The 26,351-nt window shown below is 70.4% G+C and carries 23 protein-coding genes and 1 pseudogene; 10 read left to right on the forward strand and 14 right to left on the reverse strand.

Features of this window, described 5'->3' with window-relative positions; all coding sequences use genetic code 11:
• Positions 1 to 33: 33 nt before the first annotated feature.
• A complete protein-coding gene (locus tag ACWDSL_RS01150) occupies positions 34 to 645 on the forward strand; it encodes an exonuclease domain-containing protein (protein WP_450480417.1) in 612 nt (203 codons plus the stop codon).
• Between the two features lie 9 nt (positions 646 to 654).
• Here the strand turns inward: ACWDSL_RS01150 and ACWDSL_RS01155 are convergent, their stop codons facing one another.
• The 5 genes from ACWDSL_RS01155 to ACWDSL_RS01175 form a co-directional block, all read right to left on the reverse strand.
• Positions 655 to 1,827 (reverse strand): MalY/PatB family protein, encoded by a 1,173-nt coding sequence (locus ACWDSL_RS01155; RefSeq protein WP_450480560.1) that lies wholly within the window; start codon positions 1,825 to 1,827, stop codon positions 655 to 657.
• A 272-nt stretch (positions 1,828 to 2,099) separates the two neighbouring features.
• Entirely contained in the window at positions 2,100 to 2,831 is a 732-nt protein-coding gene (locus ACWDSL_RS01160; RefSeq protein ID WP_450480419.1) for a 2OG-Fe(II) oxygenase, read from the reverse strand.
• Positions 2,832 to 2,886: 55 nt separating this feature from the next.
• Positions 2,887 to 3,678 (reverse strand): 2OG-Fe(II) oxygenase, encoded by a 792-nt coding sequence (locus ACWDSL_RS01165; RefSeq protein ID WP_450480420.1) that lies wholly within the window; start codon positions 3,676 to 3,678, stop codon positions 2,887 to 2,889.
• Positions 3,679 to 3,912: 234 nt separating this feature from the next.
• A complete protein-coding gene (locus ACWDSL_RS01170; protein WP_450480422.1) occupies positions 3,913 to 4,605 on the reverse strand; it encodes an SDR family NAD(P)-dependent oxidoreductase in 693 nt (230 codons plus the stop codon).
• 131 nt (positions 4,606 to 4,736) lie between these two features.
• The gene (locus tag ACWDSL_RS01175; RefSeq protein WP_450480424.1) at positions 4,737 to 5,753 is read right to left on the reverse strand and encodes a zinc-dependent alcohol dehydrogenase family protein; all 1,017 of its coding nucleotides are present in this window, start codon (positions 5,751 to 5,753) and stop codon (positions 4,737 to 4,739) included.
• Positions 5,754 to 6,014: 261 nt separating this feature from the next.
• Between ACWDSL_RS01175 and ACWDSL_RS01180 the strand changes: the two are divergent.
• Positions 6,015 to 6,146: pseudogene (locus tag ACWDSL_RS01180) on the forward strand (thiamine pyrophosphate-binding protein); the annotation flags it as partial.
• A 12-nt stretch (positions 6,147 to 6,158) separates the two neighbouring features.
• Here ACWDSL_RS01180 and ACWDSL_RS01185 read toward each other — a convergent pair.
• From ACWDSL_RS01185 to ACWDSL_RS01200, 4 genes are all read right to left on the reverse strand, one after another.
• Positions 6,159 to 7,130: an aldo/keto reductase gene (locus ACWDSL_RS01185; protein ID WP_450480426.1), complete on the reverse strand. Its 972-nt coding sequence runs from the start codon at positions 7,128 to 7,130 to the stop codon at positions 6,159 to 6,161.
• Positions 7,131 to 7,324: 194 nt separating this feature from the next.
• Positions 7,325 to 7,696 carry a YybH family protein gene (locus tag ACWDSL_RS01190; protein WP_450480428.1) on the reverse strand — a complete coding sequence of 124 codons (372 nt, stop codon included), beginning with the start codon at positions 7,694 to 7,696 and terminating at the stop codon, positions 7,325 to 7,327.
• Between the two features lie 12 nt (positions 7,697 to 7,708).
• Positions 7,709 to 8,416, reverse strand: a complete 708-nt coding sequence (locus ACWDSL_RS01195; protein WP_450480430.1) for an SDR family NAD(P)-dependent oxidoreductase — start codon at positions 8,414 to 8,416, stop codon at positions 7,709 to 7,711.
• A gap of 202 nt (positions 8,417 to 8,618) precedes the next feature.
• Positions 8,619 to 9,545, reverse strand: a complete 927-nt coding sequence (locus ACWDSL_RS01200) for a LysR family transcriptional regulator (protein WP_450480562.1) — start codon at positions 9,543 to 9,545, stop codon at positions 8,619 to 8,621.
• Positions 9,546 to 9,767: 222 nt separating this feature from the next.
• On the opposite strand from ACWDSL_RS01200, the gene ACWDSL_RS01205 reads away from it, so the two are divergent.
• Complete coding sequence (locus ACWDSL_RS01205; RefSeq protein ID WP_450480564.1) at positions 9,768 to 10,871, forward strand: YbfB/YjiJ family MFS transporter; 1,104 nt, start codon at positions 9,768 to 9,770, stop codon at positions 10,869 to 10,871.
• Here ACWDSL_RS01205 and ACWDSL_RS01210 read toward each other — a convergent pair.
• A complete protein-coding gene (locus ACWDSL_RS01210) occupies positions 10,868 to 11,503 on the reverse strand; it encodes a TetR/AcrR family transcriptional regulator (RefSeq protein WP_450480432.1) in 636 nt (211 codons plus the stop codon). The genes ACWDSL_RS01205 and ACWDSL_RS01210 overlap by 4 nt on opposite strands.
• A 147-nt stretch (positions 11,504 to 11,650) precedes the next feature.
• On the opposite strand from ACWDSL_RS01210, the gene ACWDSL_RS01215 reads away from it, so the two are divergent.
• From ACWDSL_RS01215 to ACWDSL_RS01240, 6 genes are all read left to right on the forward strand, one after another.
• Positions 11,651 to 12,916 carry an aspartate aminotransferase family protein gene (locus ACWDSL_RS01215; protein WP_450480434.1) on the forward strand — a complete coding sequence of 422 codons (1,266 nt, stop codon included), beginning with the start codon at positions 11,651 to 11,653 and terminating at the stop codon, positions 12,914 to 12,916.
• Positions 12,913 to 15,774: an FAD-binding and (Fe-S)-binding domain-containing protein gene (locus tag ACWDSL_RS01220; protein ID WP_450480436.1), complete on the forward strand. Its 2,862-nt coding sequence runs from the start codon at positions 12,913 to 12,915 to the stop codon at positions 15,772 to 15,774. The genes ACWDSL_RS01215 and ACWDSL_RS01220 overlap by 4 nt, the downstream gene beginning before the upstream one ends.
• Before the next feature lie 16 nt (positions 15,775 to 15,790).
• The gene (locus tag ACWDSL_RS01225) at positions 15,791 to 17,269 is read left to right on the forward strand and encodes an NAD-dependent succinate-semialdehyde dehydrogenase (protein ID WP_450480438.1); all 1,479 of its coding nucleotides are present in this window, start codon (positions 15,791 to 15,793) and stop codon (positions 17,267 to 17,269) included.
• A 68-nt stretch (positions 17,270 to 17,337) separates the two neighbouring features.
• Positions 17,338 to 18,012, forward strand: a complete 675-nt coding sequence (locus ACWDSL_RS01230; protein WP_450480440.1) for a GntR family transcriptional regulator — start codon at positions 17,338 to 17,340, stop codon at positions 18,010 to 18,012.
• Between the two features lie 106 nt (positions 18,013 to 18,118).
• On the forward strand, positions 18,119 to 19,516 hold the full coding sequence (locus tag ACWDSL_RS01235; protein ID WP_450480441.1) for an aspartate aminotransferase family protein: 1,398 nt from the start codon (positions 18,119 to 18,121) through the stop codon (positions 19,514 to 19,516).
• A gap of 109 nt (positions 19,517 to 19,625) precedes the next feature.
• Positions 19,626 to 20,237, forward strand: a complete 612-nt coding sequence (locus ACWDSL_RS01240) for a hypothetical protein (protein WP_450480443.1) — start codon at positions 19,626 to 19,628, stop codon at positions 20,235 to 20,237.
• A gap of 149 nt (positions 20,238 to 20,386) precedes the next feature.
• Here ACWDSL_RS01240 and ACWDSL_RS01245 read toward each other — a convergent pair whose 3' ends face one another.
• The 4 genes from ACWDSL_RS01245 to ACWDSL_RS01260 form a co-directional block, all read right to left on the reverse strand.
• The gene (locus tag ACWDSL_RS01245; protein ID WP_450480445.1) at positions 20,387 to 21,814 is read right to left on the reverse strand and encodes an Nramp family divalent metal transporter; all 1,428 of its coding nucleotides are present in this window, start codon (positions 21,812 to 21,814) and stop codon (positions 20,387 to 20,389) included.
• Positions 21,815 to 21,974: 160 nt separating this feature from the next.
• Positions 21,975 to 22,928, reverse strand: a complete 954-nt coding sequence (locus ACWDSL_RS01250; RefSeq protein WP_450480447.1) for a phosphoglycerate dehydrogenase — start codon at positions 22,926 to 22,928, stop codon at positions 21,975 to 21,977.
• Positions 22,928 to 23,713, reverse strand: coding sequence for an HpcH/HpaI aldolase family protein (locus tag ACWDSL_RS01255; RefSeq protein WP_450480449.1), 786 nt, complete (start codon positions 23,711 to 23,713; stop codon positions 22,928 to 22,930). The genes ACWDSL_RS01250 and ACWDSL_RS01255 overlap by 1 nt, the downstream gene beginning before the upstream one ends.
• A gap of 91 nt (positions 23,714 to 23,804) precedes the next feature.
• Complete coding sequence (locus ACWDSL_RS01260) at positions 23,805 to 24,785, reverse strand: aldo/keto reductase (protein WP_450480451.1); 981 nt, start codon at positions 24,783 to 24,785, stop codon at positions 23,805 to 23,807.
• A 480-nt stretch (positions 24,786 to 25,265) separates the two neighbouring features.
• Here ACWDSL_RS01260 and pdxA point away from each other — a divergent pair, with 480 nt between their 5' ends.
• A complete protein-coding gene (gene pdxA / locus ACWDSL_RS01265; RefSeq protein WP_450480452.1) occupies positions 25,266 to 26,279 on the forward strand; it encodes a 4-hydroxythreonine-4-phosphate dehydrogenase PdxA in 1,014 nt (337 codons plus the stop codon).
• The last annotated feature ends 72 nt before the right edge of the window (positions 26,280 to 26,351 follow it).

A 26,351-nucleotide genomic window follows, 5' to 3' on the forward strand; every position in this document is an offset into this window, starting at 1 on the left:
CTTGCGTCGACTTGTACGAGAGGGAGGCCCGTTGTGTCCACGTTTGTTGTGTTCGACCTTGAATTCACGACATGGCAGGGGGCGCTTGAGCAGGACTGGGGGGCGCCGGGACAGCTTCGTGAGATTGTGCAGATCGGTGCGTTGCGCCTGCGTGAGGACTTTTCCGTCGTCGAGGAGTACGAGGCGCTGGTACGACCTGTGGTCAATCCGCGGCTGTCGTCCTACTTCACCGAGTTGACCGGAATCGACCAGGGGACGGTGGACCGGGAAGGTGGATCCGCGGCGGAAGCACTTGGTGACTTCCTCGGATTCTGCCGGGGGCAGTCGGTGCTTTCCTACGGTAACGACATGGTCGTTCTCGGGGAGAACGTGGGCTGGGCGCGAGCCCGAGGGGAAGACGTCAAGAACGGGTTCCTCGGTGCGCATTTCCTGAATATCCGCCCCTGGCTGAACACCGTCGCACCGGAGACGGAAAAGGCCAACGTCGGCCGCCTGTGGCAGGTGCTCGACCTTCCCAAGCCCGCGGAAGGGAAGGAGCATTCAGCGCTCTTCGACTGCTATTCCTTCGCCGCGGCCCTCAAGCACCTGTGCGAGGCCCGGTCGGTGGCCGTGATGACCGTCCTCGGCACGGCCATCACCGCCTGAGGATCCCGGTCAGTCGAGCGCGGCGGCCATCCGCCGCACCGCCTCGGTGAGCAGTTCGGGTGAGGTGGCCAGGTTCAGCCGGACGAAGCCGGCGCCGCCGGTACCGAAGGGGATACCGGAGCTCAGGGCGACGCGGCCGCGCTCCAGGAACACGGCGGCCGGGTCGTCGCGCAGGCCCAGGCCGCGGCAGTCCAGCCAGGCCAGGTAGGTGGCCTGGCCCGGGGCGTAGCGTACGGCGGGCAGCTGGTCGGCCAGCAGGTCGGCCAGCAGTCGGCGGTTGTCGTCGACGCCGGCGAGCAGAGAGTCGAGCCAGTCGCCACCGTCCCGCAGCGCGGCGGTGTGAGCGATGATCCCGACATGGCTGGGGTGCCCGATCGCTTCGGGAAGGCGGTCGAGATCGTCGGCCGCATCGGGGCCTGCGATGGCCAGGGCGGCCTTGAGTCCGGCCAGGTTCCACGCCTTGGACGCCGACATCAGCGACAGCCCGCTCGCCGAGCCGGGCACGCTCAGGTACGGGACGAATGTCGTGCCCGCCGCCACGATCGGGGCGTGTATCTCGTCGACGACGACCCGCATACCACCCGTCCGCGCCAGCGCCGCCACGTCCGCCAACTCGTCGGCGGTGTGCACGGTGCCGGTCGGATTGTGCGGGCTGCAGAGCAGATACACGGGCCGGCCACCGCCCTCGCGGGCGTGGTCGAAGGCGCCCTCCAGGACGGCTGGGTCGAGCCGGTCGTCCGCACCGAGCGGAGCCTCGATGATGGGCCGGCCCAGGTTCTCGAGGAGCTGGTAGAACGGCGGGTACACCGGGGAGTTGACGATCACCGGATCACCCGGTCCGGAGACCAGTTTCAGCATCTCGACGATGCCCAGCATCACATCCGGCACGATGGCCGTACGCTCCAGCGCGAGCCCGTCCCAGTCCCACCGCTCGCCGGCGAACTTGGCCAGCGCCTCGGCGTACCCCCGCCCGGTCGGGTAGCCGGTATCGCCCAGCGCCACCGCGTCCAGGATCGCCTGGGCGACGGGCTCGGCCAGGGGAACATCCATTTCGGCGACCCACAGCGGCAGTACGTCCTCCGGGTACGTCCGCCATTTCAGGCTCGTCCGCCTCCGTAGCTGCTCCAAAGTCAGCTGACACAGTGGATTGGCAACACGAGGGGCAACGAGGTCGCGCGGCATGATCTCCATGGGCCAAAGATAGGCGAAGGGCCGCGCAAATCTTTCGTCTCTTTTACTTCCTCAAACCATCTTATGCCGCGCGGAGTTCAACAGAACCCAGTGATCTCGATTTAGGTGGACTGCGGGACTTGTTCCTGGCTTCGCCAGAAGTCGCGTTTGTGCTCGACAGTCGGTAGGTAATTGAGTGCGGAGTGCAGGCGCTCTTCGCTGTGCCGCGTAATCCACTGGAAGATTGCTTTCGTTTTCGGTACCCGCTTGCGCTCGCCGTGGTCTCATGCCGCGTCGTGGAAGACGAGCCCGAGGGTGTGCCGCAGGCCGGAGCGGACGGTGCTCACACCGTGCCGCATCGGTCCGTTGGCCCAGCCCCGCTTGGTGGCGACCGGCCGGTCGCGGGTGGTGAACACCAGCCCGTGTCCCTGGAGCAGGGTGGTGGACGAACCTCTCGACTGGGCGCGGGGCCGCTGCTCGGTCATCAGGAACTCCCCGCCGGTGAAATCCGCTCCGGGCGCGTCCAGGCCGATGACGACCTGGAGCGGGAAGACCATCTCGCCGAACACGTCCCGGTGCAGCGCGTTCCAGTCACCGGGGCCGTACCGCAGCAGGATCTGCGCGGACTTGGACTGCCCGGCCTCTTGGCACATGGCCACCCACTCCTGAAGCGTGTCCGGCCACGGGGCGGGACGGCCGAGCTTGGCCGCCCAGTCGCGGGCGACGGGGAGAAGACGGGGGTAGAACGCCTCGCGCAGCTCCCGTACGACCTTGGGCAGGTCGTGGGTGAAATAGCGGTACTGGCCGGAGCCGAAGCGGTGCCGCGCCATGTCGACGGTCGTACGGAAGTGGCCGGGCTCGTGGTACAGCGCGGCGATCTCGCGGCATTCGGCTGCAGTGAGCAGCCGGTCCGTCAGGGCGCTGCCGTACTCGCCCAACTCATCGGTCAGGGCTGCCCAGTCGCACCGGCCGATCCTGTCGACGACCGGGCCCGTAGGTCGGATGGTCTGGCTCATGGTGAGGTCCTTGCTGCGAGCGCGTGGCGTTCCGGCGTTCCGCTGCGGGCGGGGGTCAGCGGGCGTTGTGGAAGATGATGCCGAGGGTGTTGCGGTGTCCGGTCTCGACGGCGTTGGTGCCGTGGCGCATCGGGTGGCGGCGGAAGCCGTTCTTGCCGCGGACCGGGCGGTGCCGTACCGGGAAGATCATTCCCTGGCCGAGCCGGGGCTTGACGACGATCGCCCGCGACTGGAACCGGGGCCGTTGTTCGACGAAGACGTTCTCGCCGCCGGTGAAGTCCTCGCCGGGCTGGTCGAGCATGACGGCGATCTGCAGCGGGAAGACGATGTCGCCGTAGATGTCCTGGTGGAGGCAGGCGTAGTCGCCGGGGCCGTACCGCAGGAGCAGCGGGGTCGAGCGGTGCTGCCCCTTGTCCGCGCACTCGGCCAGCAGCTCTTCCAGCGCGGTGGGGAAGGTACGTTCGTTCAGCTGCGGCGCCCACCGGTTGGCCATCCACGCCATCGGCGGATACAGCCGCTCGCGCAGGGTCTGGATCAGCGGGACGGTGGCCGGGTCGGTGTAGTACTTGTAGACGCCGCGGCCGAACTGGTACCGCTGCATGACGACGGTGGAGCGGAACAGGCCGGGTTTGTCGAACGTGTCGATGATCTCCCGACACTGAGCGCGCGAGAGGAGTGGCGGGGTGACCGCCACGCCCTCCTCGTTCAGCTGCGCATACAGCTCCTCCCAGTTGAGCTTGGAGAGCGCCGCAAGCCCCGCGGTGGGAAGGATGCTCGGTGCCGCACCGTCCGCCTCGGCGGGGGAGAACAGGGTGGTGGTGTCGGCGGCGGGGGTGAGCTGGTTCATGAAGGGTCTTTCCTGGGACGGCGCGGGTGGACGTCGAACCCGGCAATCGCCTCGCTGGGGCCACCCCTGGTTCGTATCCGAGCATCGCGTCCGTCCCGGCCGGATGCTGGCGGCATTCGGACATCACGTTCCCGGGCCCGGCTTCGGCTCCGGTTCCGGCTCCGGTTCTGGTTCCGGCTCCGGAAAAGGGGCGGAGCGCACCCGTCGATGCCCTGGACGAACCTGGTCCGGGGCTCAGGAGTCCAGGTCGTCGGCGAAGTGCCGGAAACCGTTCCGCTCCTGGTGCAGGGTCCACAGGGTGTCCGCCAGAACGGCCGGGTCCTTCTTGGCGTGACCGGGGATGATCGCGCCCGGGATGATCAGCTGCGCCACGTGGATGCCCTCGTCCGCGAGCGTGTCGTGCAGCAGCCGGCCGTACGCGCTTTCCGCGGCGAACGCGATCGACGTGCCCGCGCGGTCGGGGTGGGGCACGACGGCGGTACCGCCGTTGACGAACAGGACGGTGCCGCGCCCCAGGGCGCGCATGCCCGGCAGCACGTTCCGAACGGCGGTGACGGGGCCGTAGACGGAGAACTCGACCGGGCCGACGACATCGTCGGCGGTCGTCTCGAGGACCGGACGCATGAAGTCCTTGTGCGGGACCGGGCTGTACTGCAGGACCTCGATGGGGCCGAGGGCCGTGGCCGCCGCGTCCAGGGCGGCGGTGAGGGCGTTCGAGTCGCGTACGTCGGCGGCGAAGCCCCGCGCGGTCACGCCCTCCTCGCCCTCCTCGCCCCCCTCGCCCTCCTCGCCGAGCTCGGCGGCCAGCGCGTCGAGCCGGTCCTGGTCGCGGGAGATGAGGGCGATGCCGTAGCCCTCGCGGCCGAAGCGGCGCGCGACGGCGGCGCCGAGTCCGGGGCCGGCGCCGATGATGGCAATGGTGCTCATGATGTCTCCGAAACCTTGGGGCCTCACGGACCGGAGTGTCGCCGTCCGTGCGTTCAAGGATGAGGCCGTTCACCCGGGGTTGGTACATCACCGCCGCCGAACCGCGTACTGCTGCGCCCTCTCGGGGAAGGTCAGGGACGCAGTAGAGCCTTGATGGCGCGGCGCTCGTCCATGGCCTTGTAGCCCTCGGCGGCCTCGCCCAGGGGCAGGGTGAGGTCGAAGACCTTGCCGGGATTGATACGACCCTCGAAGACCCGCTGGATCAGATCGGGCAGATAGCCGCGTACCGGGGCCGGGCCGCCGCGCAGGCCGACGTGGGAGTAGAAGAGCTGCTCGCCGTCGATCGCCACGCCGTGCGGGACGCCGACGAAGCCCACGTTGCCGCCTGGGCGGGTGGAGAGCAGCGCCTGCTGCATCGACTCCGGGGTGCCCACGCACTCCAGGACCGAGTCGGCGCCGATGCCGCCGGTCAGTTCCTTCACTCGGGCGATGCCTGCCTCGCCGCGCTCGGTGACGATGTCGGTCGCGCCGAACTCCAGGGCCAGCTTCTGCCGGGAGGCGTGTCGGCTCATGGCGATGATGCGCTCGGCACCGAGCTCCTTGGCGGCGATGACGCCGGACAGACCGACCGCGCCGTCGCCGACGACGACCGCGGTGGACCCGGGCCGGACCTCGGCCGCCTTGGCGGCGTACCAGCCGGTGCCCATCACGTCGGACAGGGCCAGCAGGCTCGGGATCAGGCCGTCCGCCGGCCGCTCGGGCGTGGCGACCAGGGTGCCGTCGGCCAGCGGGATGCGTACGTACTCGGCCTGGCAGCCGCCCACGAACTCCCGGTGGGGGCAGGAGGTGTGGTAGCCGGCCCGGCAGATCGGGCAGGTGTTGTCGGAGGCGAAGAAGGAGCCGATGACGAACTGGCCGGGCCTGACGGTCGATACGTCGCTGCCGACCTCCTCGACGATGCCGACGTACTCATGGCCGATCGGGTGCGGCTCGGTGACCGGGTTGATGCCGCGGTAGTCCCACAGGTCCGAGCCGCAGACGCAGGTCGCGACGGTGCGTATGACGGCGTCGGTGGAGTTGACGATCTCGGGGTCGGGAAGGTTCTCCACCCGGATGTCACCGGGTGCGTAGATCATGGTTGCGCGCATGTTGGCTTCTCAGTAGAGGGGTTCAGGGGGCGAGCGCGGGCGTGAACGCTGTCTTGCCTCCGGGCCGGGTCTGTTCGCCGACCACTTCATCGACCTTGCCACCGCCGCGCGGGCTCGCAAAGGGGAGACTCTCATCCTGGGAGGGATGCATCCAGGGAGAAAGTTCTCCCCCCTTCGGGAGTCGCGCGAGGTCGCGGCACCGTGAACCGGCGTGGTGGCCGCTTCGCGCCCTGGCGGCCACCGGCAGGAGCCGGGTGACGCTTGTTCGGCGTCCCCGGCAACCATCTCGGTCCGTTCCTGACCACCCTGCGGGCCGAGGGCGACATCGAGTGGGTCGGCACCCCCACCGAGGGCGGTGCGGGCCAGGCCGCCGACGCCTACGCCCGTATCCATGCTCACCTCACATCACCGGGCGCCGACGGCGGCCGGGACGGCGTCGAGGTCGGCGAGGTCGGCCGGAGACAGCTTGAGGTCGGCGGCGCCTGCGTTGTCGACGAGGTATTTCGGGGTCTTGGTGCCGGGGATGGGGACGATGTGCGGGCCCTGGGCGGTGAGCCAGGCGAGGGAGACCTGGGCAGGGGTGGCTTCGATCCGGTCGGCGACTTCGCGAACCTTGGTCGCGATGGCGAGGTTGGCCCGCAGGTTGTCCTGCTGGAAGCGCGGTAGACGTCGCCGGTGGTCGTTGCGCGGCAGTTGGTCGAAGGAGCCGAATCGGCCGGCGAGGAAGCCGCGGCCCAGAGGTGAGTACGGCAGGAGGCCGATACCGTGCTGCCGGCAGTACGGCAGGACCTCGGCCTGGACATCGCGGGTCCACAGGGAGAACTCGGACTGCACGGTGGTGACCGGGTGCACGGCCTGAGCGCGCTGGATCTGGTCGACGGTGACCTCGGACAGGCCCAGGTGGCGGGCCTTGCCCGCGGCGACGGCTTCGGCCATGGCACCCCAGGTTTCCTCGATGGGGACTTGGGGGTCGGCGCGGTGGAGCTGGTAGAGGTCGACATGGTCGGTGCCCAAGCGGCGCAGGCTGGCGTCGATGGAGGCACGGATGTGCTCGGGGCGGCCGTTGCCGGCGAGGACCGGGAGGTTGTCGGGGCCGCCGGTGGGGTCGACGACCACCCGGCCGACCTTCGTGGCCAGCACCGCACGGTCGCGCCGGCCGGTCAGGGCCCGGCCGACGAGTTCCTCGTTGGTGTAGGGACCGTAGACGTCAGCGGTGTCGATCAAAGTCACGCCCAGGTCGAGGGCTTGGTGTATGACGGAGATGGATGTTGCTTCGTCGCGTGGGGCGGCCATGTCGTAAAGAAAGCTCATGCCCATGGTGCCCAGGCCGATGACGCCGACCTGCGGTCCGTAGGTGCCCAGAGCGGTGTTACGCATACGGTGTTCTGCCTTCGTACCGGATCAGAGGGCTGCTGGGGCACAGCCCGTGAACGGGGAAAGGGGTGCCGGGCCCGGGTGGACGCATCGCCGCACCCGGAGCCGGATTTCGACCCTGCCCAAACCCAACGGCACCGTCCCCACGGTGTGTTGGTGCGTGAAGTGGCCCGGAGCAGAGATCGGCGACCGCGGTGCTAGCCGAGGCGGGAGACCTGGTAGTGGCTGATGAGCCAATCGGCGTCCGAGCGCTTCAGCAGTACGAGCAGGTTGATGCTGACCGTGGGCCGGTCGGTGAACGAGAAGTCGACGGTCAGATAGCCGAGCGCGGTGTCCTCGGACAGGCGCCTGCTCTCCAGGATGCGGTAGGCGGCTGACAAGCCCGGGGGCTGGGATGCGTAGTAGTCGGCGACGCCCCGCCTTCCCACGCTGTACGGACGCAGCCCCTGGAAGATCGCGTCCTCGGTGAAGAGGGATGCGACCCGCTCCGGCTCGTGGTTGTCGACACCTGCCTTCCACCGGTCGAGGACGTCATGCAGGATCGCTTCGGTGTCTGTCGTGTCGGGCATCGGTGTTCTCCTTCAGTGCCCCGCGCTCATGCCGCCGTCGACATGCAGAATTTCACCGGTGACGAACGGGGCGTTCTCCAAATAGATCACCGCGTCCACGATGTCGCTCTGCTCACCCATCCGGCCGACCGGGTGCAGGCCGGCAAGGACCTCATGGGTCTCCTCGGGGTGCATGGGCGTCTTGATGGTGCCGGGTGAGACGGCGTTGGTGCGGATGCCGCGGGTGGCGTATTCGATGGCGAGGGACTTCGTGGCGGACTGGAGGCCGCCCTTGGTCAGTGAGGCGAGTACGGAGGGGACGCGGGAGTCGGCGTTGTCGACCAGGCTGGTGGTGATGTTGACGATGTGCCCGCCGCCCTGGGTGAGCATCTGCTCGATGGCCAGTTGGGTGATGCGGAAGAAACCGGCGAGGTTCACACCGATCACGGCGGCGTAGTCGTCCTGGGTGTAGTCGGTGAAGGGCTTGGCGACGAAGATGCCCGCGTTGTTGACCAGGGTGTCGACGCGGCCGAAGCGCTCGATGGCGGCGGCGATGACACGTCCGGCGGTGGCGGGGTCGGCGATGTCGCCGGGGACGGTCAGGACGCCCGCGTCGGGGGAGGGGGCGATGGTGCGGGACGTGGCGACGACGGCGTAGCCGAGCTTGCGGTAGGCGTCGACGAGACCGGCGCCTATGCCCTGCGAACCGCCGGTGATGACCGCGACCTTCTGAGTGCTCATGATGACCTTCTCTGGGATGGAGCTGAATGCGAACTAGCCGACCGGTCGACTAACTGCGAACGTAGGCGGCTGAGCAGGGGAAGTCAAAGGTCAAGAGGGGTTGGGCCGGGACCTGCTTTCTCGTACCTGATAGGCACAGGCTCCCAGTGCAGGTCGGTGCGACGGTGGCCCTGATCGATGTGGTGCGGGGGAGCGGTGGAGGTTACCGGCGCCGATACGGGTCGCCGTCGGGCAGCCACACATCCGGGCCGTGGATCCCGAGGTCGCCGACACCGTCGCAGAGGGCTTCGACGACGGCGAGGACCGCGGTACGGACTTCGTCGCGGCGCCACACCAGGGACCAGGTCCAGTGGATCCGCGGCGTGACGACGGGGCGTTGGACGAGGTCGGGCGGGAGCGGGGTGGTCTGTCCCTTGGGCGAGTTGATGACCGGGCGGCCGCTGCGGCGGACGTGGTCGAAGAAGGCGGGGCCGGTGACGCCGCCGTCGGAGATGTGCAGCGCGCGGGCCCCGGTGTCCTTGGCCAGTTGTTCGGCGTAGACGTTCCAGGACGACCAGGAGGTGATGTCGTCGTCCAGGAGTACGACGGTGTCCTCGGCGGCCACCTCGCTGGTGTCGGTGCCGGCGGCGACGGCATGGAGCCGGTCCGCGCCGATGAGCCGGGCGCGCAGGTTGCGCTTCTCCAGGTCCTCGGTGCGTACCCAGCACACGGCGAGGTCCAGGCCCCCTTCGGCGACCCGGGCGGCCTGGCTGTGCGAGGGGGCGACCCACGCGTCGATGTGGACCTGGGCCACGGCGGATGTGCGGGCGATCAGGTCCGCGGGGAGCCAGTTGACGTAGCCGAGCCGAACCGGTTCGGAGCCCGACAGCCGACGCGCACGCCGCTGCAGGTCGTCGGCGCGTTCCAGCAGGGCGCGGGTGTGCGGGAGCAGGGCCGAGCCGGCCGGGGTGAGGGACACCGAACGGCGGTCGCGGTCGAACAGGCGCACCCCCAGGTCGCGTTCGAGCGCCTTGATCTGCTGGGACAGGGACGGCCCCGCGATCAGGAGCCGCTGGGCGGCCCGGCCGAAGTTCAGCTCCTCGGCTACGGCGACGAAGTAGCGAAGTTGACGCAGCTCCACGCCCGCCATGGTACGTCGCTGAGAGGCCATGCCTACCAGGAGGGAGACGGCCGGTCGTGGCGTCGCACCTGATGGCATACGGATGATGGCGGCATGGAGACCCGAGGTGAAATGCCGGCCGTAACGGGCAAGAGCGTACGACCGCCGCGTGCTCCCTCGACCCGAGCAAGCGCTCCGCGCTTCTCGCCCTGGGGCCATGTCGTCCAAGCCGCCGCGGCGCTTGCCGCGGGCATGGGGGTCGGCCGGTTCGTCTACACCCCGATCCTCCCCCTGATGCACGCCCAGGCGGGACTGTCCGCGGGCTCGGGAGCCGACCTGGCCACCGCCAACTACATCGGCTACCTCGTCGGCGCGCTCACCGGCATCCTGGCCCCCGCACTGGTCCGCTCGCCCGTCCTCCTGCGCGCTTCCCTGATCGCGCTGACCGGCAGCCTGGCAGCGATGCCCGCCACCCACAGCACGGCGGTGTGGATCGTGCTGCGGCTGCTGGCCGGTGTCGCCAGCGCCCTGATCTTCGTCATCGCCGTCAGCTCCCTCCACAGCCACCTGCGCGAGCACCCCGCCCACCTGCCCGGATGGGCCTTCGGCGGCGTGGGTGCCGGTATCGCCCTGTCCGGCCTTCTCGTCCTCGCCCTGCGTTCCATCGCCGACTGGCGGGCCGCCTGGTGGGCCTCGGCGGCCCTCGCCGCCGTCCTCACCCTCGCCTCATGGAACCTGCGCCCCGAGCCGGCTCCCGAGACCACCGCGGAACGGGGCAGGGCGGCGGTCGATCGGCCAAGGATCCGTACGCACCGCTGGTTCGGTGTGCTGTTCGCCTCCTACGGCCTGGAAGGCATCGGCTATATCGTCGCCGGAACCTTCCTCGTCGCCGCGATCGAGCAGAGCTCTCCGGGGTGGGTCGGCGGCGGCGCCTGGGTGCTGGTGGGGCTGGCGGCCGTACCGTCGTCGGCGCTGTGGGCATGGCTCGGACGCCGCTGGTCCCGCCCTGATCTGTTGCTCGTCGCGCTCGTCGTGCAGGCGGTCGGCATCGCGCTGCCGGCACTTGTCGGCGGTGTGGCGGCGGCTCTCGGCTCCGCGGTCCTGTTCGGCGCCACCTTCATCGGCGTCAGCAACCTCGCCCTGGCCGCGGGGGCCCATCTGCGGTTTCCCCGCTCGGTCGCACTGCTGACCGCCGGCTACTCCGTCGGTCAGATCCTCGGCCCGCTGGCCGTCGCGCCACTGCTCCGCCACGGCTATCACCAGGCGCTGATCCTGGCCGCCGTCGTGGTCCTGGCAGCCGCCGCGGCCGCCGCCGTGCTGCGGATCGGCTTTCCGCACCGCGTAAGCGAGGGTTAGACACCGGCCACGGTCTCCCGCGGCGCATGAGCGCCGAGCAGGGCAAGGCAGTTCGCCCACAAGGGGCCCAGCTGCTGGGTGCTGTTGTAGAGCTTGGCGAACAACACCTGACCCTCGAGCTGGGCAACCACCGCCCGCGCCGCTTCCCGGGTGTCGGCCACCTCGACCTCCTGCCGTTCAAGAGCCTCGGATATGACCGAGTCGACCATCTCGACCTGCGCCTCGAAGATCTCCTGCAGCCGGGTGCGGATGGCCTCGGTCTGGTTGCTCATCTCCAGGGTGAGGTTTCCGAACAGACACCCCGAGACGGTGCCGCAACTCTGCTGGGCGGTACGGAGGCCGACCTCCGTCTCCTCGAACAGCCGGCGCAGCCGCAGCAGCGGTTGGGCGTCACCGCGTTGGGCTTCGCCGCCGAGTGCGGTTGCCCAGGTGCGCTTCTGACCGGCCCAGTGCTCATCGATGACGGCCAGTGCCAGGGACTCCTTCGAATCGAAGAAGTAGTAGAAGCTCCCCTTGGGCACACCGGCCGTCCGGCAGATCTCGGCCACCCCCAGTGCCGAGTAACCGTGCGTCTCGATGAGCGACCGAGCGGCGCTCAGAATTCTCTCGCGAGCATCACTGGTCCGTCCCATGGAGTCAGTTTACGACCGGTCGTCTATTAGTCCACTGGGAAAAATCGTCGACAATCCTACTGTTGACAGTTGCGCGGCGAACTGGCCATGCTGCGACTACCCCCGGAAACCTGGAGTCCCCACACCCGCACAAGGAGTCGCCTCGCCATGACCAGCCTGTCCCCGCAGCTGCGCCAAGCCACCCCCGTCACCGCCGAACGCGGCGAAGGCGTCTATCTCTACGGCACCGACGGCCGCCGCTACCTCGACTTCACCGCCGGTATCGGCGTCACCAGCACCGGGCACTGCCACCCGCGCGTCGTCGCCGCGGCCCAGGAGCAGGTGGGCAAGCTCATCCACGGCCAGTACACGACCGTGATGCACCAGCCGCTGCAGCGGCTCGTCGAACGGCTCGGGGATGTGCTGCCCGCCGGCCTGGACAGCCTGTTCTTCTCCAACTCCGGCAGTGAGGCCGTCGAAGCGGCGCTGCGGCTGGCCCGGCAGGCCACCGGCCGCCCCAACATCGTGGTCTTCCACGGCGGTTTCCACGGACGCACCGTCGCGGCCGCCACCATGACCACGTCCGGCACCCGCTTCCGCACCGGGTTCTCCCCGCTGATGTCGGGCGTCGCCGTCGCCCCGTTCCCCACCGCCTTCCGCTACGGCTGGGACCAGGAGACCGCGACCCGCTTCGCGCTCACCGAGCTCGACTACCTGCTGCAGACCGTCACCGCGCCCCAGGACACGGCGGCCTTCGTGGTCGAGCCCGTGCTCGGCGAAGGCGGCTACATCCCCGCCGACCCGGCCTTCCTGCGCGGGCTGCGCGAGCGCGCCGACCGCCACGGCATCGTGCTCGTGGTGGACGAGATCCAGACCGGTTTCGGCCGCACCGGCCGCTACTGGGGCCACGATCACGCCGACGGCGTCCGCCCGGACATCATCACCATCGCCAAGGGGCTGGCCAGCGGATTCCCGCTGTCCGGCATCGCCGCCCCGCAGGAGCTGATGAGCAAGGCGTACCCCGGCTCGCAGGGCGGCACCTACGGCGGCAACGCCGTGGCGTGCGCGGCCGCGGTCGCCACCCTCGACGTGATCCGGGACGAGAAGCTGGTGGAGAACGCCGACGCCATGGGGCGGCGGCTGCGCGCCGGCCTGGAAGAGGTCGCCCGCACCACGCCGGGTATCGCCGACGTCCGCGGCCTTGGCCTGATGCTCGGCAGCGAGTTCGTCACCGCCGACGGATCCCCCGACCCGGACACCGCCGCCCGGGTACAGCAGGCCGCCGCAGCCGAGGGGTTGCTGCTGTTGCTGTGCGGCCCCTGGAACAGCGTCGTACGCATGATCCCGGCGCTGGTCATCGACGAGACCGCCGTCGACGAGGGACTGCGCGCCTGGCGGGCCGCCGTCGAGACGGGTACGGCCGCCACGTCATGACCGGCACCACCCCCTCTCCGGCCACCACGGCGGACGACCTGGCGGAGGCCCTGCGCCGGGAGGTGCCGTCCCTGCGGGTCGACACCTCCGGCGGCAGGCGCGCACAGTACGCGTACGACGCGTCGAACTACCGGGTGCCGCCCCTGGCCGTGGCGTTCCCCGCCGACGCCGACGAGGTCGTCGGTGTGCACAAGGTCTGCCACCGGCTCGGCGTGCCGGTCACCTCCCGCGGCGCGGGCACCAGCATGGCGGGCAACGCCGTCGGCGCCGGCCTCGTCATGGACCTGTCCCGCCATCTGCGGCGCGTCCTGGAGATCGACACGGACGGGCGGACCGCGCGTGTCGAGGCCGGAATCGTCCTCGACGACCTCCAGGACGCCGCCGCCCCGTACGGGCTGGTCTTCGGCCCCGATCCGTCCTCGCACAGCCGCTGCACCATCGGCGGCATGATCGGCAATGACGCGTGCGGCAACCACTCCGTGCGCTACGGCCGCACCGGCGAGCACCTGGTCGCCCTCGACCTGGTCCTGGCCGACGGCACCCGCGCCATCGCCGACCGGGACGGACTGCGCGCCGTGGACGAGGCGGGCCGGGAGCGGGTGGCGGAGCTGACGGCCCGACTGCGCGCCATCGTCGAGGCCAACCTGGCGGCGATCCGGCTGACGCTCGGCCTACTTCCGCGCCAGGTCTCCGGCTATCAGCTGCAGCATCTGCTGCCGGAGCACGGCTTCGACGTCGTACGTGTCCTCGCCGGCACCGAGGGGACCTGCGCCACGGTGGTGTCCGCCACCGTACGGCTGATGCCGAAGCCACCGGCCGCGCTGCTGGTGGCGCTCGGCTACGACGATGTCGTCGACGCGGCCGAGGATGTGCCGGTGATCCTGAAGTTCTCCCCGGCCGCCGTCGAGGGTCTGGACGAGGCGATCGTGGCCACCATGCGCCACCGCCGGGGCGCCGCCTCGGTGACGGGACTGCCCGAAGGCCGGGCATGGCTGTACGTCGACCTCGACGGGGAGGACCCACAGCAGGTCGCCGCGGAGGCCGAACACCTCCTGGACGAGCTGAAGGCGGCGGGCCGGATGGTGTCCGGCCGCTCCGAGCGGGCCTCGCTGTGGCGGGTGCGTGAGGACGGCGCGGGGCTGGCCGCCCGGCTGACCGACGGCAGTGCGTCGTGGCCCGGTTGGGAGGACGCGGCCGTCGCCCCCGACCGGCTGGCCGGCTATCTGCGCGACTTCCGCGCGCTGATGGCCGAACACCGGCTCACCGGTGTGCTGTACGGACACTTCGGCGCGGGCTGCGTCCACGTACGGATCGACTTCCGCCCCGACACCGGCGACGGCCGGGCCGCCATGCGCGGCTTCCTCACCGACGCCGCCCGGCTCGTGGTCCGGCACGGAGGAACGCTCTCGGGTGAACACGGCGACGGCCGGGCCCGCGGCGAGCTGCTGTCGGTGATGTACGACCGGCCGATGCTGGACGCCTTCGCGGCGTTCAAACACGCCTGGGACCCCCAGGGACTGCTCAATCCGGGCATCCTCGTCGACCCCCGCCCACTGGACGCGGACCTCGCCCTCGACACCGGCCGCACCACCACCCCCTCGACGGTGTTCGCTCTGCTGGAAGACCCGGACGGCATCGCGGGAGCCGTGGGCCGCTGTGTCGGAGTGGGCCGCTGCCGCAGCCACAGCGGCGGTGTCATGTGCCCCAGCTACCGGGCCACCGGCGACGAACAGCACTCCACCCGCGGACGGGCGCGTACCCTCCAGGAGATGCTGCGCGGCGCACTGCCCGGCGGGTGGCGCTCCCGCGAGACGCGCGAAGCGCTCGATCTGTGTCTGTCGTGCAAGGCGTGCTCCAGCGACTGCCCGGTCGGCGTCGACATGGCGACCTACAAGTCGGAGTTTCTGCACCATCACTACCGGTGGCGCCCGCGCCCCCGCTCGCACTACTCGCTCGGCTGGCTGCCGCTGTGGACGGCGCTCGCCGGACGTATGCCCAAGCTGGTCAACGCGGTGCTGGGCAGCCGCCTCGGCCCCTGGATCGCCCGACTGGGCGGGGTCACCACCAAGCGGAGCCTGCCCGACTTCCACGGGCGGCGCGCATGGCGGCGCGGCCTGGCCGCCGGGCCGGCCGAAGCCACGGCCGCGGTGCTCGTGGTCGACTCCTTCACCCGGGCATTCCGCCCCGAGCTGGCGGGAGCCGCGTCCCGGGTCCTCGCCGAGGCCGGGCTGCCCACCCGGGCACGCGGCGACATCTGCTGCGGCCTGACCTGGATCACCACCGGCCAGCTCGGCATCGCCCGCCGCGTACTGGCACGCACCGCCGCCGCGCTCGACACACCAGAGGGTGGACCCATCGTGGTCACCGAACCCAGCTGCGCCGCCACCCTCGCCAAGGACCTGCCGGAACTGGTGGACAGCGACGCGGCACGCCGTGTCGCCGCCCGGGTGCGCACCTTCACCGGGGCGCTCGCCGAGCGCGTGGCCGCGGGGTGGCGCCCTGAGTGCGTACCCGACGAGGTGGTTCTGCAGACCCACTGCCACCAGTACGCGGTGTTCGGCGCAGGACAGCAACGCGATCTGCTGCGCGACCTGGGCATCGAGAAGATCACCGAGGCCACCGGCTGCTGTGGGGTGGCCGGCAACTTCGGCTTTGAACACGATCACTACGACGTGTCGCTCGCCGTGGCCGACCAGGCGCTGCGCCCGCGGCTGGAAGCCGCCGACCCCGGCACACCGGTCCTGGCCGACGGATTCAGCTGCCAGATGCAGATCGAGCACCTGGCCGGAGACGACCGCCCCGGCGCCACACATCTGGCGCAACTCCTGGACGACGCCCAATCCCCTTCGCGTTCCTGAGGTTTGGAGACACGACATGGCCGACATCAAGACGGACGTCATCGGACACGTTCCGCGGCAGCTGTTCATCGCGGGCCAGTGGGTACCGGCGGCCGACGGCCGTACCTTCGGTGTGGAGAACCCCGCCACCGAGACACAGCTGTGCGAGGTCGCCGACGGTGGCGCCGCCGACAGCGCCCGCGCCGTCGAGGCCGCGGTGGCCGCCCAGGCATCCTGGGGCCGCACCGCGCCGCGGGCGCGCAGCGAGATCCTGCGCCGCGCCTACGAGCTGCTCATGGAGCGCACCGACGAGCTGGCGATGCTGATGACCCTGGAGATGGGCAAGCCGCTCGCCGAGGCGCGCGGTGAGGTGGCGTACGCCGCCGAGTTCTTCCGCTGGTTCTCCGAAGAGGCCGTGCGTATCGACGGCGGCATGACGACCACACCCGACGGCCGCAACCGCGTCCTGGTCATGCGGCAGCCGGTCGGCCCCTGCATGCTGATCACGCCGTGGAACTTCCCCCTGGCGATGGGCACCCGCAAGATCGGGCCCGCGGTGGCCGCCGGCTGCACGATGGTCCTCAAGCCGGCGCCCCAGACCCCGCTGTCCAGCCTCGCGCTGGCCGGGATCCTCCAGGAAGCCGGGCTGCCCGATGGTGTGCTCAACGTCGTCACCACCACCTGCGCCCAGGAAGTGGTCGAACCGGCCCTGCGCGGCGGCCGCATCCGCAAGCTGTCCTTCACCGGCTCCACCGCCGTGGGCCGGCTGCTGCTCGCCCAGTGCGCGGACACGGTGATCCGGACCTCCATGGAGCTGGGCGGCAACGCCCCCTTCATCGTCTTCGAGGACGCCGACATCGACGTGGCCGTCGAAGGCGCCATGGTGGCGAAGATGCGCAACATGGGTGAGGCGTGTACGGCGGCCAACCGCCTGTTCGTCCACCGCAGCGTCGCGGACGAGTTCGCCAAGCGCCTCGCCACGCGTATGGCCGCCCTCAGCGTGGGCCCGGGCACCCGTGACGGCGTCCAGGTCGGCCCTCTCATCGACGCCGCAAGCAAGCAGAAGGTCACCTCGCTCGTCGAGGACGCGGTCGCCAAGGGCGCCAAGGTCGTCGCCGCCGGCGTGGCGCCGCAGGACGCCGGCCACTTCTACCCGCCGACCGTACTGGCCCAGGTCAGCACGGACAGCGACATGCTGACCACCGAGATCTTCGGACCCGTGGCCCCGGTCATCGCCTTCGACGACGAGGGCGAGGCCGTACGCCTGGCCAACGACACCGAGTGGGGGCTCGTCGGCTATATCTTCACCCAGGACGTCGACCGCGCCCTGGACATCAGCGAGCGGCTGGAGGTGGGTATGGTCGGCCTCAACACGGGCCTGGTCTCCAACCCGGCCGCGCCCTTCGGCGGGGTCAAGCAGTCGGGCCTGGGCCGGGAAGGCGGGCGTGTGGGCATCGAGGAGTTCTTGGAGTACAAGTACATCGCCACACCCGTGCGGGACCGGTCCGTGTCATGAGTACCGCCATGCCGGTCAGAGGTGGCGGGACGCCGCAGCCAGCACAGCCGCGAAAGGGATCAGGGAACGTGTCGCAGCCGGGACTCGAGGAGCTCACCCCCGTCAACCCGCGGACCACTTCCGAGATCATCGCCGACCGGCTGCGGGGTCAGATCGTCTCCGGCGCGTTCGCGCCGGGCAGCAGGATGATCGAGCCGCAGCTGGCCACCCGGCTGGGCGTCAGCCGCGGGCCCGTACGGGAAGCGCTTCAGCGCCTGGTGCAGGAAGGACTGCTGACCAACATCCCCAACCGGGGCGTGTTCGTCGTCGAGCTGGACGCCGCCGACATCAGGGACATCTACACCGCCCGGCGCGCGATCGAGCGGGAAGCGGCCACCCAGCTGCACCGGAGCAAGTCCCAGGCCCACCTGGACCGGCTCGCGGCCGTCGTCGACGAGATGCGCTCCCTGGCCGGCCAGGGGGACAGCCGCCTCGTCGCCGAGCAGGACCTGGCCTTCCACAGCGCTCTCGTCGACGCCGCCGAGAGCCCCAGACTCAGCAGGATGTTCACCACCCTCCTCGCCGAGACCCGGATCTGTCTGGGCAGCCTGATGGACTTCTACCCGGAGCAGGACCTGCTCGTCGCCGAACACCAGCAGCTGGTGGTCCTGCTCCAGGGCGAGGACGAACAGGCCCTGCTGGACGCCGTCAACGCGCATCTGGACTCGGCGGTGCGTGACCTGACACGTGCCGACGAGAGCTGACGACACCGCCCTTTCCCGTCCCACGCCGTGGACGGTGCGCCGCCCCTGGTGCGCCCTCCACGGTGCGCCGTCCATGGTGCGCCCGCCGACCTCTTGGGAGAGCCGCATGCCCGATCAGTCCGCCACCGCCCTCAGGGCCGCCCAGCTGCAGGCAGCCGCCCGCGACCATCTGCTCCTGCACTTCGGCCGGCACGCGAGCCTGCGCAACGGGCAGGGAGTGTTCCTGCCCGACCGGGCCGAAGGCGTCTACGTCCACGACGCGGCCGGGAAACGCTATATCGACGGCCTGTCCGCCCTGTTCTGCGCCCAGCTCGGCTACTCCTACGGACCCGAGTTCGCCAAGGCGGCCGAAGAGCAGCTGAACCGCCTGCCGTTCAGCACCCTGTGGAACATGGCGCACCCCGCCGCCATCGAGCTGTCCGAACGACTCGCCGCGCTGGCCCCCGACGGCATCAACCGCGTGTTCTTCACCTCCGGCGGTTCGGAGTCCGTGGAGTCCGCGTGGAAGCTCGCCCGCATGTACCACGTGGCGCAGGGCCAACCGCAGCGCACCAAGGCCATCGCCCGTCGCACCGCCTACCACGGCCAGACCATGGGCGCCCTCGCGCTGACGGGCATTCCGGCGCTCAAGGAACCCTTCGGCGCACCGGCCTTCGAGGTCACCCATGTGCCCAACACCAACCGCTACCGCACCACCGACGCCGACGAGGAGGCCTTCACCCGGCGGCTGCTGGCCGAAACCGAGGCGGCGGTGCTGGAGGCCGGCCCGGAGAACGTGGCCATGCTGATCGCCGAACCCGTGCAGAACGCCGGTGGCTGCTTCACACCCCCGGCGGGCTACTGGGCAGGGCTGCGGGCGATGGCGGACCGGTACGGATTCCTCCTGGTCGCCGACGAGGTCATCACCGGCTTCGGCCGTATCGGCGAGTACTTCGCGGTGTCCAAGTACGGCGCCGTCCCCGACATGATCACCACGGCCAAGGGGCTCACCTCGTCCTACGCCACGCTCGGCGCCGTCCTGGTGTCCGACAAGGTGTCCGAGCCCTTCTACGACGACGGCGTGACACTCCTGCACGGCCTGACCTTCGCCGGCCATCCGGTCGCCGCCGCCACCGCCCTGACCAACCTCGACATCTTCGAACGAGACGGCGTCCTCGCCAACGTCCGGTCCCTGACCGGGCACCTCCACAAGCGGCTCACCGAACTGACCGAGCTGAGCATCGTCGGCGACGTCCGCGGTGACGGCTTCTTCTGGGCCCTCGAACTCGTCGCCGGACCGGACGGCGAGCGCTTCGACGCCGATCGCAAGGACGAACTGATCAAGCAGTTCCTCCCCGCCCGCATGCGCGACCTCGGACTCCTGGCCCGCGCGGACGACCGCGGCGACCCGGTCGTACAGATCGCTCCGCCACTGATCGCCACCCAGGACGAACTCGACCACATCGTCGACCTGCTGGGCCAGGCCCTGACCGACGCGGACCGCCACTTCCGCCACGGCCGCTGAGCCGCCGCTTGTCAGTTCGATCTGGTAGACACGTGCCACGCCCCCATCCGCCTCATCGGAGGCTGGGGCGTCGGCCCAGGGGCGGGCTACAACGATACGGGGAGACGGCGTGTACAGCTTCTACGTGTTCGAAGGATCATTTCACCAGGGCGGCGGTGGATGGGAGGACATCGAGGTCAGCCACAGCCTTCCCGCGATCCAGCAGGCCGCGGTCGAGTACCTCCGGCTCGGTAACTGGGCCGGGGCCAGGGACAACTTCCTCGTCAGAGTTTACCAGGCAGGGCAGTTGGCGATGGAGGTGGACCTCTACCCATTCCTCCAGGTCAAGGTCCCCGAACTCACCATGATCAGCTTCGGGAGCGGCGGGCGGCCGCACGGGGGAGAGCCCGAACCCGGAAGCGAGTACGAGGAGGAGATGGACGATTTCGAGGCCGGTGAGTGGATTGAGTATTTCCTCGCGAACGTCTACCAAGCGATCGCGGAGGAGGAAGCCGACGACATCGAGGTGACGATCGACTGGGCACGCCTTGCGCTCCCCGAGTTGAAGCAGCCGGCACTTCCTGACGGGAAAGGCGTCTATGTTCGGCAGATCCAGGGGAACAAATCGACATGGCGAGAGGCCATTACGGTCGATGACGATGTCGACCCGGATGACGACCTCGAGGAACGGTTCGGGTACGGCCGCTACCTCACCTGCGGCTACAACTCCATCGATCTCTGACCAGGATTGACCTGGACTTCGCCGGCGTCGTTGCCGTGCCGCCCCCGGCCGCGTAACCCCGCCGCCCGCCCCGGCGGAGCCGGACCCGTGAGTCGGGGCCGGGCCGGGGCGGGCGGCGGGGTGGCGTGCGGTGTCAGGGGGCGCCGGAATCAGCTGCCGGGCGTGAGCTCGAGCGTGTCGAGCACCCCGTACACCCCGAGGAACAGGATCGCCGCGCTGCTCATGACGAGGGCGGCGGTCAGCCACGGGTTGGCGCGGAAGCGGGGCGGGACGCCGGTGTAGCGCAGACGCCAGACCGCGACCACGACCGCGAGCAGGAAGATGCCTCCGCCGATGCCGCCGATCTGCACCATCAGGACCGGGGACTGGACCCACAGGAAGATGCACATCCACACCGGGGGCAGACAGCAGGTGAGGATGCGGATGGTGCGCGTGCGTACGCGCATGTCCTTCCAGTCGATCACTCCGAGCAGACCGAGGGTGTTGGTCCACAGGCGCGGGACACTGGCCGACGAGGCGACGGTGACCGAGAAGAGGACGGCGATCGCACCGGCCAGGAACAGATACTCGGCCCAGGGTCCGAGCGTGTCGGTGTAGATGTGCGACAGCGTGGTGATCATGCCGTTGCCCTCGGGCACCAGGCCCTGTGGGTGGAGCACCGAGGCGCCGATCACATAGAAGGACAGGGTGCAGATGGTGCAGATGACCCAGGAGACCGCCACGTCGAGCCGCATGACCTTGAGCCAGCCCTCGGCCCGCTGGGCGCGCTCCTCGGTGCCGTCGTCGGGGCCGGTCCAGCGGGCGTAGCCCTTCTCCATGCACCAGTACGTGTACGTCGTCATCTCGTCGGCGCCGACGCCGGTGATGCCGAACATGGCGAGTGCGATGCCGACCGTGCCCGCGGGGATCTGGAAGCTCAGTCCGTCGGCGAACTGCTCGGGACCGTATCCGAAGGCGGTGAACGGCAGGGCGAGCGCCAGGCCGAAGGTGATGATGGTCTTGAGCGTGATGCCGATGACCTCGACCCGCTCGACGACGGGGTACTTGCCTGTCTGCAGGATGAGGATGGCCGCACCGGTGACGATGATGGCCCAGATCGTCAGGGAGGACGTGCTCAGCGCCGCCCCGTTTATCGGCAGCAGGATCGAACAGGCCGCCGCGGTGCCGCCGATGATGCCGCCGCGCTGGAACATCTTGGCGAAGTCCATACCGATCCAGAGCCAGTTGATCCAGCTCAGCCGGCCGATCCGGGGGCCGACGTCACGGAAGCCGTCGAGCGCCGGGCGGCCGTTGAGGATGGTCCAGCGGGCCAGCTCCATCTGCACCCAGACCTTGACCGCCGTGGAGACGATCACCAGCCACAGCAGCGCGAACCCGGCCTTGGCGCCGAGCGAGGTGGTGGTGATCAGTTCACCGGAGCCGACGACGGCGGCGGACAGCACGAGACCGGGGCCGAGGTGGCGTACTCGGCCACCGAAGGTCACGGGGGCCGGGCGGGCGTCTTCGGCGCGCAGCGCGTACGGGTCGGCCTGCGCGGGTGGTGGCGCCGCGGTGGTGCCGTCGGTCGTGGTGGCCATATCAGGTCCTTAGGGGATCTGCCGGCGCCGTCGCCGGTATCCGGAATGGGGACAGCGGGGGGTGGTGTGGGGCCTTGTGCGTGCGTGTCGCGGAGTCTCAGTGGCGTGGTGTCTGCGTGCTGTGGTGTCTGAGCGCGCAGTGTCCGCGTGCCGTGGTGTCTCAGCGCGCCTGGTGGTGCGGCTCCTCGCCCGCCAGTACGCGGATGACGTCCTCGGCCACCATCGCGCCCATGGCCTGGTTGGCCTCGGGTGTGCAGGCGGCCATATGGGAGGTGAGGAGGGTGCGCGGGGCCGCGCGCAGCGGGTGGTCGGCGGGCAGCGGTTCGGTGCTGAACGCGTCGAGGGCCGCGGCCCCGAGGTGTCCGGAGCCGAGCAGGTCGGCGAGCGCGCGTTCGTCGACGAGCCCGCCGCGTGCGGCGTTGACCAGGATCGCGCCCGGCTTCATCGCCGCCAGGCGGTCGCGGTCGAGCAGCGGGGTGCCGGACGGGTCGGGCGGGGTGTGCAGGCTGACGGCATCGGCGCGCACCAACAGGGCGTCGAGCGCGACCGGTTCGGCGCCGTGCGCGCGGACGTCGGCCTCGGGGACGTACGGGTCGTGGGCCAGCAACTCCATCCCGAAGGCACGGGCGTAGCCGGCCAGCAGGCGGCCGATGCGGCCGAAGCCGACGATGCCCAGCGTCTTGCCGTGCAGCTCGGGGCCGAACAGCTTCGGCCAGCCGCCCGCCGCCACCGCGGTGTGCGAGGCGGCGAGGGAGCGGGTCGCGGACAGCAGCAGGCCGAAGGTGTACTCCGCCACCGCACGTGAGTTGCTGCCCGGCGCGCACACCACCGGTATCGCACGCGCGTGGGCGGCGGCCACGTCGATGGTGTCGACGCCGACGCCGTGCTTGGCGATCACCTTGAGACGGGGCGCGGCGTCCATCACCTCGGCGGTGATCGGGTCCATGCCAACGATCAACGCGTCCGCACCGGCCGCGTACTCGAGGAGTTCGGCGGCGGGCAGCGCCACGTCCTCGTACGGGCGCAGGGGACCCGCCCCGGCGTCCTCCAGGATCTTCCAGGGGCGCGCCGAGTGCCGGGCGAAGGTGGGCGTCGTGATGAGCGTGGTCGGCATCAGCGCGCCTCGCCCCGTGCCGCCTGGAGGTGGGACGTCGCGATCTGCTGCAGATGCACGACGTCGGCCGAGACGGTCGCGAACGTGAAGCCCTCGGCGAGGCGGTGGGCGGCGCTCGCACCGTCGGCGTTGTGGATCCCGGCCGCGATGCCCGCCGCCTCGGCCGCCTTGCGGACGCGGGTGAGAGCCTGCTCGAACTCATCCTGCACGGCGGGGTCGGTGGAGGTCGCGCCGCCGATGGCCAGACGCAGATCGGACGGGCCGACGTAGATGCCGTCCAGGCCGGGGGTCGCGCAGATCTCCTCGACATTGGCCAGGCCGTCGGCCGTCTCGATCATCGCGAGCACGGCGGTCTGATCGTGCGTATCGGCCGGGTTCGGGCCGATACGCAGCTGGGCGCGCATCGGGCCGTACGAGCGGCGGCCCAGCGGCGGATAGCGGACGGCGGCGACGGCGTCGGCGGCGTCCTGGGCGTTGTCGATCAGTGGGACGATCACGGCGCTCGCCCCCGCGTCGAGCGCCTTGCCGATGTACGTGAGGTCGTTGGCCTCGACGCGCACCATGCCGACGGCGGTGCTGCCCTTGGTGTCGGTGGCGAGGAGGTTGTTCAGCATGCCCTGGTAGCCGAAGAGACCGTGCTGGGCGTCGAAGGCCAGGTAGTCGTAGCCGATACGGGCGAGGCGCTCGGCAGCGATCGGCGAGTCGAGCAGCGACCAGTAACCGATCAGCTGCTCGCGATTGCGCAGCGCGGCGGTGAACTCGGCGGACGTGCGGCCGGTGGCCATGTGTGTCTCCATTGCGAGGTGGGCGGCGAGGTGCAGCAGTGGGCTGCGAGGTGTGGCGGTGGTGTGCGAGGTGCGGCGGTGGGCCGCGAGGTCAGCGGTTGTAGGCGGGCATCGGGCCGCGCAGCCGGGCGCCGACCTCGTCGCAAGCGGCCAGCACGGCCGCGGGCAGCGGGCCCGCGGCCGCGGCGGCGATATTGGCCTTCAGGTGCTCGACCTTGGAGCCGCCGAGCAGCAGCGCGTCGGTGGAGGGCCGCGACAGCAGCCAGCGCAGGGCCAGGTCGGTCAGCGGCAGGCCCGCGTCGGAGGCGATACGGGTCAGGTCGGTGACCGCGCGGAACAGCTCCTCGTTCCAATACCGCTCGCGGTACATCGCGGCCAGCTTGGAGTCGCCGAAGCGCCCGCCCGCCGGGGCCTGCTCGAAACTGTGGCGGCCGGTGAGCAGGCCGCCACCGAGCGGGTTGTAGACCATCGTGTGCAGTCCGGTGACGGCGGCGAACTCCGTGTACTCCTCCTCGATACGGCGCGCGAGGAGATTGTGGAGTTGCTGGGCGACGACGGGGCGGGGGGAGCCGACCACGTCGGCCACGCGGTTCAGCTCGGCGATCTGCCAGGCGGCGAAGTTGGAGACGCCGAGGGCGAGGACCTTGCCCGCCCGTACGAAATCGGCGACGGTCGCCAGGGTGTCGGCGATGGGTGTCCTGCGGTCCGGCTGGTGCAGATAGAAGAGGTCGACGTGGTCGGTGCCCAGGCGCTTGAGGCTCCCGTCGAGCGCGGCGCGCAGGCCCTCGGGGGAGAGCGGCGCATGTTCGCCCTGGTCGGGGTGCGGGATGCCGGCCTTCGTGGCGAGAACCACCCGGTCGCGGCGGCCGGGCAGCAGCTCGGCGAGGATGCGCTCGCTCTCGCCGCCCGCGTAGCCGTTGGCGGTGTCCACACCGGTGATGCCCGCATCGAGCGCGGCGTCCACCATCGCGGCGGCCGTCGCGCGGTCGGCGGTATCGCCGAACGTCATCGTGCCGAGCACGAGACGGGACAGCGGGACGGGGACGTGCGGGAGTTCAAGGCCGACGGTCACGGCGGGTCCTTCCGAAGCGGGTGGTGCGGGTGGTGCGGTCTCGTGCTGCTGATGCGCGATCCCATGCGGGATCCCATGCGCGAATTCATACGAATTCATACGCGATCCCATGCGTGATGTGCGCATCGCGGATGGTGCCGTGCGGCTACGCGGCCTCGACCGGTCGCCGCGCTGGTTCCCGGCCATGCGCTGCTGCGGCCCAGTGCGGCGCGATGAGCTGTGTAAGCCGGTACGCGCCACGTCCACGAGGGCGACGAGGTCCGCGGGTGACGGCCGTCGGCGCCACGGGAACGCTCGCACGACTGCGTAATTCGCGCAAGAGGTCTCGCGCGCTTCACGCAAATTGTGTCATGATCCTAACCGGGCCGCCCACGCCGGACGTGCCCAAGGAGGTTCGATCCCGTGGGCGCCGCCGAGCCCGGCGCGGTTGCGCACATCGCGCACCTGCCACCGCCCGCCTCCCGCCTAGGAGTTGCTCTTATGCCCACCCCCCTGCCCCTCATCGCCGTGACCATGGGCGACGGTGCCGGTATCGGCCCCGAGGTCGTCGTCGCGGCCCTCCTCGACGGCGCCGTTCTGACCCGCTGCCGCCCCGTCGTCATCGGCGACGGACAGCGGCTGCGCGAGGCTGCCCGCATCCTGGGCCTGGACTGCGAGATCGCCGCCATCGATCACCCGCGCGACGCCGAGTTCACCCCCGGCCGCGTCAACGTCGTCGACCTCGGCCTGCTCCCCGCCGACCTGCCCTGGGGCGAGCTGTCGCCGGTCGCGGGCGGCGCCGCGTACGCGTACATCGAGCGGGCCGCCGCACTCGCCGTGGCGGGCGAGGTGCACGCCATCTGCACGGCGCCGCTCAATAAGGAGGCCCTGCACGCCGCGGGCCACATCTACCCCGGCCACACCGAACTCCTCGCCCACCTGACCGGGACCGAAGAGGTCTCGATGATGCTCTCCACCGAGAAGGTGAAGGTCATCCACGTCACCACGCATATCGGTCTGATCGACGCGGTCAACCGCATCGAGCCGGGCCTCGTCGAGCGCACCGTACGCCGCGGCCACGAGGCGATGGTCCGCGCCGGGACCCCGAACCCCGTCATCGGCGTCTGCGGTATCAACCCGCACGCGGGCGAGAACGGGCTGTTCGGCTACGGCGAGGAAGAGGAGAAGATCGTCCCGGCCCTGGAGGTGCTGCGCGCCGAGGGCATCGACGCTCGGGGCCCGCTCCCCGCCGACACCGCGTTCTTCCTGGCCGGGCGCGGCGACTACGACCTGATCGTGGCCATGTACCACGACCAGGGCCACGGCCCCGTCAAGGTCCTGGGCATCGAGGCGGGCGTCAACCTCACCGTGGGCCTGCCCGTCATCCGTACGTCGGTCGACCACGGCACCGCGTTCGACATCGCCGGAACGGGCACGGCGGAGGCCGGCAGCATGGTCGAGGCGCTGCGCCAGGCGGCCGAGATGGCCACGGTGCCGGTCACCCCGGCGGCCTGAAACAAGCGGCCTGAAACAAGAGGGGGCAAGGCACCCGCGGAAGCCGTCCGAAGATGCGCTGCCCCGGTCTTC

It is taken from the genome of Streptomyces sp. NPDC000941 (genome assembly GCF_053599555.1).